Source organism: Aliihoeflea sp. 40Bstr573 (genome assembly GCF_024105655.1).
Lineage (GTDB): Bacteria > Pseudomonadota > Alphaproteobacteria > Rhizobiales > Rhizobiaceae > Aliihoeflea.
The window spans coordinates 146,996-158,064 of the sequence record NZ_JAAAMH010000001.1; the positions used below are offsets into that span (position 1 = coordinate 146,996).

The window sequence follows — 11,069 nt, forward strand, 5'->3', positions numbered from 1 at the left end:
GGGGTAATGGATAATTTGTTCTCGACCTACGTCGGACCCGGGCTGTTGATCCTGCTGCAGTCGGTCGTGCTGATCGTCACGCTGCTGATACTCGTCGCCTATCTTCTTTATGCCGACCGCAAGATCTGGGCGGCTGTTCAGCTTCGGCGCGGCCCGAACGTCGTTGGCCCCTGGGGCTTGCTGCAGGCTTTCGCCGACCTGTTGAAGTTTGTCTTCAAGGAGCCGGTCATACCGTCCGGCGCCAACAAAGGCGTGTTTCTGCTCGCTCCGCTGGTGACGGCGGTTTTGGCGATCTCGGCGTGGGCGGTGATTCCGGTCGCCAATGGCTGGGCGATCGCCGACGTCAATGTCGGTATCCTCTTCGTCTTTGCCATTGCCTCGCTGGAGGTCTACGGCGTGCTGATGGGCGGCTGGGCCTCGAACTCGAAATACCCGTTCCTCGGCGCGCTGCGCTCGGCGGCGCAGATGGTGTCCTACGAGGTCTCGATCGGCTTCGTCATCGTCACGGTGCTGCTACTCGTCGGCTCGCTGAACCTTTCCCACATCGTATTGGCACAGCAGACCGGTCTTGGCACGATGCTGGGCCTGCCGGGCTCGTTCCTCGACTGGCACTTCATCGTGCTGTTTCCGATGTTCGTGATCTTCTTCATCTCGGCGCTCGCCGAGACGAACCGGCCGCCCTTCGATCTGGTGGAAGCCGAATCGGAACTCGTCGCTGGTCACATGATCGAATACTCCTCGACGCCGTTCCTGCTCTTCTTCCTCGGCGAATATGTCGCGATCGTCCTGATGTGCGCGCTGACGACCATCCTGTTCCTGGGTGGATGGCTGCCGCCCTTCGACTTCGCGCCGTTTACCTGGGTGCCGGGCGTGATCTGGTTCCTGATCAAGGTCTGCTTCGTCTTCTTCATGTTCGCCATGGTGAAGGCGTTTGTGCCGCGCTACCGCTACGACCAGTTGATGCGCCTTGGCTGGAAGGTCTTCCTGCCGATCTCGCTCTTCATGGTGGTCGCAACCGCGAGCTTCATCAAACTGTGGGAAGCGATGGCGGCATGAGCATCGCGCTGATCGGAGGCCTCGTGGGACTGGGAATCGCGCTCGTCGATTTCGCCTTCCTGCGGCTTCTGGCGACCCGCGTCGATCTTGCCGAGACGAAGACCGCACTCAATGTTGCCGGGTTCACCCAGTTGGTGCTCCTCCCGGTCATCGGCTACTTCGTAGCCCCGTACGTGTTCGGAGACTGAATATGTCAGCTCTTGCCCAAGCCGCGAAATCGCTGCTCCTGCTGGAGTTCGTGAAGGCTTTCTTCCTGTCGATGCGTCAGTTCTTTGCGCCGAAGGGCACACTGAACTATCCGCACGAGAAGGGCCCGACCAGCGCGCGCTTTCGCGGCGAACATGCGCTGCGCCGCTACCCCAATGGCGAGGAGCGTTGCATCGCGTGCAAGCTTTGCGAGGCGATCTGCCCTGCGCAGGCGATCACCATCGAGGCCGGTCCGCGTCGCAACGACGGCACACGCCGCACCGTGCGCTACGACATCGACATGGTGAAGTGCATCTATTGCGGCTTTTGCCAGGAAGCCTGCCCGGTCGATGCCATCGTCGAGGGACCGAATTTCGAGTTCGCCACGGAGACCCGTGAAGAGCTCTATTACGACAAGGACAAGCTGCTGGCGAACGGCGACCGGTGGGAGCGTGAACTGGCGCGCAACATCGCGATCGACTCGCCGTATCGCTGAGGCTTGGAGAGTGGACGCAGGCACGCCTTGCGTCTAAGAGACACGCGGCTTCGGACGCAGGCCGACGCCAATGGCCGGGATGATCCCCGGCCTTCGATGAAATCCGGGGGAACCCATGCTGACAGGACTAGAGGCGATCTTCTTCTACGTGTTCGCCTTCATAGCGGTGGGCGCGGCATTCATGGTGATTGCCGCCCGCAATCCCGTGCATTCCGTCCTTTATCTGATCCTGACCTTCTTCAACGCGGCCGGGCTCTTCCTGCTGACGGGTGCCGAGTTCCTGGCGATGATCCTGCTCATCGTTTATGTGGGCGCCGTGGCGGTGTTGTTCCTTTTCGTCGTCATGATGCTGGACGTCGACTTCGCCAGCCTGAAGCGCGGCGCACTGCACTATGCGCCGGTCGGCGGGCTCGTCGGGATCATTCTTGCGGCAGAGCTGATCATTGTTGCCGGCGGCTATGCCTTCGCACCTGAGATCGGCTCGCAGATCGCCCAGCCAATTCCGGACGTGGCGACGCGCCACAATACGGCGGCCCTCGGCGACATTCTCTATACGGACTATATCTACTTCTTCCAGATCGCCGGCCTGATCCTGCTCGTCGCCATGATCGGCGCGATCGTCCTGACGCTGCACCACAAGGCGGGCGTCAAGCGGCAGGACATCGCCACGCAGGTCCGCCGCACGCCGGAAACCGCGATAGAGATCAAAAAGGTTGAAACGGGCAGGGGTCTTTGATGGAAATCGGCATCGCGCACTATTTGACGGTATCGGCCCTGCTCTTCACGCTTGGCGTCTTCGGCATCTTCCTGAACCGCAAGAACGTCATCGTCATCCTGATGTCGGTCGAGCTGATCCTGCTCGCCGTCAACATCAACTTCGTGGCGTTTTCCGCAGCGCTGGGCGACCTCGTCGGCCAGGTGTTCGCGCTGTTCATCCTGACCGTGGCCGCGGCCGAAGCCGCCATCGGTCTTGCAATTCTCGTCGTCTTCTTCCGCAACCGCGGCTCGATCGCGGTCGAAGACGTCAATCTGATGAAGGGCTGAGGGGCTCATGTATCACGCCATCGTCTTTCTTCCGCTTCTCGGCTTCCTGATCGCCGGCCTCGGCGGCCGCGCGATCGGTGCCAAGGCGTCGGAATATGTGACGTCCGGTCTCCTGGTGATCTCGGCGGTGCTGTCGTGGATCGCGTTCTTCTCGGTCGCGCTCGGAGACACTGAAGGCTTCACCGTGCCGGTGTTGCGCTTCATCCAATCGGGCTCGCTGGACGCCTCCTGGGCACTGCGGATCGACACGCTGACGGCAGTAATGCTCGTCGTGGTGAACACGGTGTCGGCGCTCGTCCACATCTATTCGATCGGCTACATGCACCACGACCCGCATCGGCCGCGCTTCTTCGCCTATCTCTCGCTCTTCACCTTCGCCATGCTCATGCTGGTTACATCGGACAACCTCGTCCAGATGTTCTTTGGCTGGGAAGGCGTGGGTCTGGCCTCCTACTTGCTGATTGGCTTCTGGTACAAAAAGCCGTCGGCCAACGCAGCGGCCATGAAAGCCTTCGTGGTCAATCGCGTCGGCGATTTCGGCTTCGCGCTCGGCATCTTCGGCGTGTTCGTCTTGTTCGGGTCGGTCAATTTCGACACGATCTTTGCGACTGCCGCGACGATGGCGCCGACTGAAGGCGCCGAAGCGGGCGAGGCGGTCTGGACCTTTCTCGGCTATGGCCTCGACCAGACGGCCGCCGTCACCGTCATCTGCCTCCTGCTCTTCATGGGCGCGATGGGCAAGTCGGCGCAGGTACCTCTGCACACCTGGCTTCCGGACGCCATGGAAGGCCCGACGCCGGTCTCAGCGCTGATCCATGCCGCGACGATGGTCACCGCCGGCGTGTTCATGCTGGCCCGTCTGTCGCCGATCTTCGAACTCAGCCACACGGCGCTGCTGGTCGTCACCTTCATCGGCGCGATAACGGCGTTCTTCGCCGCGACGGTCGGCCTCGTCCAGAACGACATCAAGCGCGTCATCGCCTATTCGACCTGTTCGCAGCTCGGCTACATGTTCGTCGCGATCGGTACCGGTTTTTACGCGGCCGCGATCTTTCATCTCTTCACGCATGCCTTCTTCAAGGCGCTCCTGTTCCTGGGTTCCGGCTCGGTCATCCACGCCGTCTCCGACGAGCAGGACATGCGCCGCATGGGGGGGCTGCGCCGCCTTATCCCCCGCACCTACTGGATGATGATCATCGGCACGATCGCGCTGACGGGCGTCGGTATTCCCGCGACCATGATCGGCACCGCCGGCTTCTTCTCCAAGGATGCGATCGTCGAAGGCGCGTTCGCCGGCCACAACGCGTTCGCCGGTCCCGCCTTCGTGCTGCTGGTGATCGCTGCGGTGTTCACAAGCTTCTATTCGTGGCGCCTGATCTTCATGACGTTCCACGGCAAGCCGCGGGCGACCGCGGACGTCATGCACCACGTGCACGAGTCGCCCCCGGTCATGCTGGTGCCGCTCTATGTCCTCGCTGTCGGCGCGCTGTTCGCGGGCGTCCTGTTCTACGGGTTCTTCGTCGGCGACAGCTACGACACCTTCTGGAAGGGCGCGATCTTCATGGCCGAGGAGAACCACATTCTCCACGAGTTCCATGAAGTCCCGTTCTGGGTGAAGGCTTCGCCGTTCCTTGCGATGATCGTGGGGTTCCTGACGGCTTACGAGTTCTATATCCGCTCGCCCGAAAAGCCTCGGCAACTCGCTGCCCGTCACCACGGCCTCTACCAGTTCCTCTTGAACAAGTGGTACTTCGACGAGCTCTACGACTTCCTGTTCGTACGCCCGGCCATGCGTCTCGGCCGCTTTCTGTGGAAGACGGGTGATGGGAAAGTCATCGATGGGCTAGGCCCTGACGGCATCTCCGCGCGCGTCGTCGACGTGACCAACCGCGTCGTCAAGCTGCAGACCGGCTACCTCTATCACTACGCCTTCGCCATGCTGATTGGCATCGCCGCGCTCGTCACGTGGATGATGCTCGGGAGTTCCTTCTGATGACCGACTGGCCCATTCTTTCCACGGTCACCTTCCTGCCGCTGGTCGGCGCGTTCCTGATCCTGCTGATCCGGGACGAGGGAACGTCCGCGCGCCGCAACATCCGCAACGTCGCGCTGCTGACGACCGTCTTCACCTTCCTGCTCTCGATCTTCATCTGGCTCGGCTTCGACAACGCGAACCCCGGCTTCCAGATGGTCGAGAAAGTGGAGTGGCTGGATTCGGGCATCTCCTACCATCTGGGTGTGGACGGCATTTCCATGCTGTTCGTCATCCTGACGACCTTCCTGATGCCGATCTGCATCTTGGCATCGTGGCAGGCGATCGAGAAACGCGTCAAGGAATACATGATCGCGTTTCTGATCCTGGAAACGCTGATGATCGGCGTGTTCTGCGCGCTCGACCTCGTGCTTTTCTATGTCTTCTTCGAAGCCGTGCTGATCCCGATGTTCATCATCATCGGCGTATGGGGCGGCAAGCGGCGCGTCTATGCGTCTTTCAAGTTCTTCCTCTACACGCTTCTCGGCTCCGTGCTGATGATGCTCGCAATCATGGCGATGTTCTGGGAAGCGGGCACAACCGATATCCCGACCTTGATGACGCACGACTTCCCCGTCGGCATGCAGCAATGGCTGTGGCTCGCCTTCTTCGCTTCCTTCGCGGTGAAAATGCCGATGTGGCCGGTCCACACTTGGCTTCCCGACGCTCACGTCGAGGCGCCGACCGCCGGCTCGGTGATCCTGGCAGCCGTTCTCCTGAAGATGGGTGGCTACGGCTTCCTGCGCTTCTCGCTGCCGATGTTCACGGATGCGTCGATCTACTTCCAGCCGCTGGTTTTCTGGCTCTCCGCAATCGCGATCGTCTACACCTCGCTGGTTGCGCTGATGCAGGAAGACATCAAGAAGCTGATCGCCTATTCGTCGGTTGCCCACATGGGCTACGTGACCATGGGCATCTTCGCGATGAACCCCGAGGGCATCCAGGGCGGTATCTTCCAGATGCTGAGCCACGGCCTCGTCTCGGGCGCGCTGTTCCTGTGCGTCGGCGTCGTCTATGACCGCATGCACACCCGCGAGATTGCCGCATACGGCGGCCTCGTCAACAACATGCCGAAATACGCCGTCGTCTTCCTGATCCTGACGATGGCCAATGTCGGCCTGCCGGGCACCTCCGGTTTCGTCGGCGAGTTCCTGACGCTGCTCGGTGTCTTCCAGGTGAATACGCTCGTTGCACTGGTTGCCACGCTCGGCGTCATCCTGTCGGCGGCCTATGCGCTTTGGCTCTACCGCCGCGTCATTTACGGTGCGCTGACCAAGGAGAGCCTGAAGAGCATGCTCGACCTGTCGGGCCGCGAGAAGGCGATCATCTATCCGCTGGTCGCGCTCGTCATCCTCTTTGGCGTCTATCCTGCGCCGATCTTCGACGTGACGGCCGCCTCGGTGGAGGCGCTCGTCAGCAATGTGAACCAGTCGATCGAAGCGGCGGAAGCCGCCGCATCGGCCGGCCTCCAGACCGCAGCGCAGCAGTAAGGCGCGGAAAAGACCATGACCCTAGACCTGTCCCAGAGCCTCGCCCTCGTCACGCCGGAGATGATCATGGCGGTCGGCGCCCTGGTTCTCCTGATGATCGGCGTCTTTTCCGGACCGCGCGCCAACATGACGGTGACGGGCCTCGCCGTCGCGGTGCTTATCGGCGTCGGCGCATGGATGCTGCTTTTTTCGGACTACGGTCAGGGTTTCGGCGGCGCCTTCGTCGCCGACCCGTTCTCGCGCTTCATGAAAGTGCTGACCATCATCGGCGCTGTCGTCACGCTCGTGATGTCGGTGGGCTTCGCCAAGGCGGAGAAGTTCGACAAGTTCGAGTATCCGGTCCTGATCATGCTGGCGACGCTCGGCATGATGGTCATGGTGTCGGCCAACGACATGCTGACGCTCTATATGGGCCTCGAACTGCAGTCGCTCGCACTCTACGTCGTCGCCGCGTTCAACCGCGACAATGTTCGCTCGACGGAAGCGGGCCTGAAATACTTCGTCCTCGGCGCGCTGTCCTCGGGCATGCTGCTCTACGGCATCTCGCTCGTCTACGGCTATACGGGCAACACGGGCTTCACCGAGATCGCGGCTTCGCTTGCGGGCGGCGAGCGCTCGCTCGGCCTCGTCTTCGGCCTCGTCTTCGTGCTGGCCGGCCTTGCTTTCAAGATCTCGGCCGTCCCGTTCCACATGTGGACGCCGGACGTCTATGAGGGCGCGCCGACGCCCGTCACCGCCTTCTTCGCCGCTGCGCCGAAAATTGCCGCCATGGCGCTTCTGGTCCGCGTCACGGTCGGCGCGTTCCAGCCGGTTGCGCCGGACTGGCAGCAGATCATCGTCTTCGTCTCCATCGCCTCGATGGTGCTCGGCGCTTTCGCCGCCATCGGCCAGCGCAACATCAAACGCCTGATGGCCTATTCGTCCATCGCCCATATGGGGTTCGCGCTGGTCGGCCTTGCCGCCAACAGCCAGGCCGGTGTGCGCGGCGTCGCGATCTACATGCTGATCTACCTTGCCATGACGCTAGGCACCTTTGCCTTCATCCTCGCGATGCGCCGCAAGGAAGGCCATGTCGAACAGATCGACGAACTGGCGGGCCTCTCTTCGACCAATCCGGTCATGGCGACAGTCCTGACGATCCTGATGTTCTCACTCGCCGGCATCCCGCCGCTCGCCGGCTTCTGGGGCAAGTGGTACGTCTTCCTCGCCGCGATCGAGGCGCAGCTCTATCCGCTCGCGATCATCGGCGTCATCGCCTCGGTCGTCGGTGCCTATTACTACCTGCGCATCATCAAGATCATGTGGTTCGACGAGCCGGCAGGCGGCTTCGTGCCGATGGCGGGCGAACTGCGCCTCGTCCTGGGCGCTTCAGGCGCGTTCGTTCTCTTCTACGTGCTGATCGGCGGTCCGATCGGCACCATGGCCGAGGCCGCCGCGCGCAGCTTCTTCTGACGGTATGGCGTTCGCGCTCGCACCTTCGGCGCTCGCTGCCGGCTACGGTCTGGAAGTCTTCGACACGGTCGGCTCGACCAATGCGGAAGCGCTCGAGCGGGCGAAAGCCGGCGGGCGCGGGCGCACTTGGTTCGTTTCCGATCATCAGGTTGCGGGGCGCGGCCGGCGTGGTCGCCCCTGGCACACGCAGCGCGGCAATCTCGCCGCATCGCTTCTCCTGACCCCGGACGTGCCGCTCGGCCAGGCAGCTGCGCTTGGCTTCGTGGCCGGTCTCGCCCTTTCGGATGCGCTGGAAGCCGTGGTGCCGCAAGCGCGGATCGGTATCGGCGTTGATGGAGGTTCGACGTCGGGCAAGGGCCGCTTCGAGCTCAAATGGCCGAACGACGTCCTCGCGCATGGCGCCAAGCTTTCGGGTATCCTTCTCGAATCGGCCATGCTGGATAGCGCGCGTTATGCGCTGGTGGTCGGCATCGGCGTCAATGTCGTAACCTATCCGCAGGACGTGCCTTATCCGGCCACGTCGCTGCGCGAGATGGGTGCAGATTTGGACGCGCAGGTACTGTTTCTCGCGCTGTCTGACGCGTGGATCGACAATGAGCGGTTGTGGCGCGAGGGGCGCGGCCTTGACGCCATTCGGGAAAAATGGCTCGCCAAGGCTGCGGGTCTCGGATCGGAAGTGGCGGTGCGCGCGGAAGGCCGCGTGGTGCGCGGCCGTTTCGAAACGATTGATGAAGAATGCCGGTTCGTCATCCGGGAAAATGACGGAAATGCAATCAGGATCGCGGCCGGCGACGTTCATTTCGGCGCCGTCGCATCCGCAAGTCTGGACGAGAAAGCAGGAGATTGATGGCCACGGACGACAGGAACGAACTCGTCTTTTGCCCGCTTGGCGGGGTTGGTGAAATCGGGATGAACTTCGCGCTCTACGGCTTTGGGCCGGCGGACAAGCGCGAGTGGCTGGTGGTCGATGTCGGGGTGACGTTCCCTGACCCCACGTTGCCGGGCGTCGATCTGGTGCTGCCGGACACGCGCTTCATCGAGGGCGAGATCGACAGGCTGCGCGGCATCGTCATAACACACGCTCATGAGGATCATTACGGCGCGCTGCTCGATACGTGGCCAAAGTTGAAGGCGCCGGTCTGGATGACGCCGTTCTCCGCCGGGATGCTGGAAGCCAAGCGCATTTCCGACAATGTGTGCGTGAAGCCTCCGATCAACATCTACAAGGCCGGAGAGCGATTCAAGGTCGGTCCGTTCGAGATCGAAGCCGTCGCCGTGACGCACTCGATCCCCGAACCCGTGTCGCTCGCGATCCGTACGCCGGTCGGCACGGTGATCCACACCGGCGATTGGAAGCTCGATCCGGCGCCGAACCTGCCCCCGATGACGGACGAAAACCGCTTCCGCCAGATTGGCGAGGAGGGCGTGACGGCGCTGATCTGCGATTCGACCAACGCCATGCGCGAGGGTGACTCGCCGTCCGAACAGGCGGTCAGCGAAGGGATTCGCGGCGTCATCGAAAAGTCGGCGGGCCGCGTGGCGATCACGACCTTTTCGTCCAATGTCGGTCGCATCGTCTCGATTGCCGAAGCAGCGCGCGACACCGGCCGCCAAGTGCTGGTTCTCGGCCGTTCGCTCAAGCGCGTGATCGATGTCGCCGGGGAACTCGGTTATCTCGATGGCCTGCCACCCTTCCTCCAGGAGGAGGACTATGGCTACATCCCGCGCGAGAATGTCGTGGTGCTGTGCACAGGCAGCCAGGGCGAGCCGCGCGCCGCGCTCGCCAAGCTCGCACGCGACGAGATGAAGCATGTCGCGCTGACGGCGGGCGACACGGTCGTTTTTTCCTCGCGTGTCATTCCCGGCAACGAGAAGGCGATCCTCGAGATCAAGAACCAGCTCATCGAGCAGGGAATCAAGATCGTCGAGGACAGTGACGCGCTGGTCCATGTGTCGGGCCATCCGCGCCGCAGCGAGCTTCTCAAGATGTATTCCTGGGTAAAGCCGCGCATCCTTGTGCCGGTGCACGGCGAGGCCGCGCATCTGGTAGCGCAAGGCTCGCTGGGTGCGAGCGCGGGTATCCCGGAGGTGGCGCAGGTTCGAAATGGCGACATGATCCGTCTTGCGCCTGGAGCCGCCGAGATTGTCGGCACTGTGCCTTTCGGTCGCCTGATGAAGGACGGCCGGATCATCGGCTCCGAGCAGGCAGTCGGCGTGCGCGACCGGCGAAAGCTCGCTTTTGCAGGTCATGTCGTCCTCAACGTCGTCCTAGATGATCGCTACGAGATGGCGGGCGAGCCCGACATCGTCGCCATCGGCGTCGCCGAGACGGATGCGAAGGGCGAGCTTCTCGAAGATCTCATGCTCGACGCGGCCATCAGCGCCGTGGAAAGCATTCCCCGCCAGCGCCGGAAGGACCTCGACATGGTGTCGGAGGCCGCGCGCCGCGCAGTGCGCTCGGCCGCCAACGATGCCTGGGGCAAGAAGCCGATCGTTACGGTTTTTGTGACGCGGTAGGGAGAAAGGTCATGCTTGGACGATTGAACCACGTTGCGCTTGCGGTTCCCGATCTTGCGGCCGCGACGGCGCTCTATCGCGACACGCTCGGCGGCAAGGTATCCGAGCCGCAGGCACTGCCTGAGCATGGCGTGACCGTGGTCTTCGTCGATGTCGGCAACACCAAGATTGAGCTGCTCGAACCACTGGGCGAGGGATCAAGCATCCAGACTTTCATCGACAAGAACCCGGCGGGTGGCATGCATCATGTCTGCTACGAGGTCGATGACATCATTGCTGCGCGTGACCGAATGAAGGAGTCTGGCGCGCGCGTTCTCGGTGACGGCGAGCCAAAGATCGGGGCACACGGCAAGCCGGTGATCTTCCTGCATCCCAAGGACTTTATGGGGACGCTGGTCGAGCTCGAGCAGGTCTGAGCGCCGGTCGCGACCAACCGACACGTTTGCGGGCCGCCGCGTTTGCGATAGGGGTTCGCCAACGGCCGGCGAGCGCGCAGGCCGTCATGAGGACGAAACATGAACTGGGTATCCGCCTTTGCGGTCTACTTTATCATCTGGTGGACGGTTCTGTTCGCCATGCTGCCCTTTGGCCTGCGCACGCAGGACGAGGAGGATGATGTCACCCTCGGGACCACGTCGAGTGCGCCGTCGGGCTCGCATATGCGAAAGGCCATCATCCGCACGACTGTTGTCTCCCTGCTGATCTACGGTGCGTTCTATGTCGCCACGTCGGTTTTCGGTTGGAGCTTCGATGACATTCCGAGGATTGGACCGGGGACCTGAAAGCCTAGCATTAC

General features: G+C 62.4%; 12 protein-coding genes. All 12 read left to right on the forward strand.

All coding sequences use genetic code 11. The annotated features are described in order from the left end of the window. Positions 1-6: 6 nt before the first annotated feature. The 12 genes from nuoH (at position 7) to GTK01_RS00755 (ending at position 11,055) form a co-directional block, all read left to right on the forward strand. A complete protein-coding gene (gene nuoH, locus GTK01_RS00700; RefSeq protein WP_252923852.1) occupies positions 7-1,056 on the forward strand; it encodes an NADH-quinone oxidoreductase subunit NuoH in 1,050 nt (349 codons plus the stop codon). Then, positions 1,053-1,244 (forward strand): hypothetical protein, encoded by a 192-nt coding sequence (locus GTK01_RS00705; RefSeq protein WP_024585835.1) that lies wholly within the window; start codon positions 1,053-1,055, stop codon positions 1,242-1,244. The genes nuoH and GTK01_RS00705 overlap by 4 nt, the downstream gene beginning before the upstream one ends. Positions 1,245-1,246: 2 nt before the next feature. After that, positions 1,247-1,738, forward strand: a complete 492-nt coding sequence (gene nuoI, locus GTK01_RS00710) for an NADH-quinone oxidoreductase subunit NuoI (RefSeq protein ID WP_252923854.1) — start codon at positions 1,247-1,249, stop codon at positions 1,736-1,738. Between the two features lie 115 nt (positions 1,739-1,853). Next, positions 1,854-2,474, forward strand: a complete 621-nt coding sequence (locus tag GTK01_RS00715; protein WP_252923857.1) for an NADH-quinone oxidoreductase subunit J — start codon at positions 1,854-1,856, stop codon at positions 2,472-2,474. After that, the gene (gene nuoK, locus GTK01_RS00720) at positions 2,474-2,782 is read left to right on the forward strand and encodes an NADH-quinone oxidoreductase subunit NuoK (RefSeq protein ID WP_252923859.1); all 309 of its coding nucleotides are present in this window, start codon (positions 2,474-2,476) and stop codon (positions 2,780-2,782) included. The genes GTK01_RS00715 and nuoK overlap by 1 nt, the downstream gene beginning before the upstream one ends. 7 nt (positions 2,783-2,789) lie before the next feature. Next, positions 2,790-4,775 (forward strand): NADH-quinone oxidoreductase subunit L, encoded by a 1,986-nt coding sequence (nuoL, locus tag GTK01_RS00725; protein WP_252923861.1) that lies wholly within the window; start codon positions 2,790-2,792, stop codon positions 4,773-4,775. Further along, a complete protein-coding gene (locus GTK01_RS00730; protein ID WP_252923863.1) occupies positions 4,775-6,304 on the forward strand; it encodes an NADH-quinone oxidoreductase subunit M in 1,530 nt (509 codons plus the stop codon). Before nuoL ends, GTK01_RS00730 begins: the two co-directional genes overlap by 1 nt. 15 nt (positions 6,305-6,319) lie before the next feature. Beyond that, positions 6,320-7,756, forward strand: coding sequence for an NADH-quinone oxidoreductase subunit NuoN (gene nuoN / locus GTK01_RS00735; protein ID WP_252923865.1), 1,437 nt, complete (start codon positions 6,320-6,322; stop codon positions 7,754-7,756). 4 nt (positions 7,757-7,760) lie between these two features. Continuing rightward, a complete protein-coding gene (locus GTK01_RS00740) occupies positions 7,761-8,603 on the forward strand; it encodes a biotin--[acetyl-CoA-carboxylase] ligase (protein WP_252923867.1) in 843 nt (280 codons plus the stop codon). Further along, complete coding sequence (locus GTK01_RS00745; protein WP_252923869.1) at positions 8,603-10,273, forward strand: ribonuclease J; 1,671 nt, start codon at positions 8,603-8,605, stop codon at positions 10,271-10,273. The genes GTK01_RS00740 and GTK01_RS00745 overlap by 1 nt, the downstream gene beginning before the upstream one ends. Before the next feature lie 11 nt (positions 10,274-10,284). After that, positions 10,285-10,689, forward strand: coding sequence for a methylmalonyl-CoA epimerase (gene mce, locus GTK01_RS00750; protein WP_252923871.1), 405 nt, complete (start codon positions 10,285-10,287; stop codon positions 10,687-10,689). Positions 10,690-10,788: 99 nt separating this feature from the next. Then, a complete protein-coding gene (locus tag GTK01_RS00755) occupies positions 10,789-11,055 on the forward strand; it encodes a DUF1467 family protein (protein WP_252923873.1) in 267 nt (88 codons plus the stop codon). Positions 11,056-11,069 lie beyond the last annotated feature (14 nt).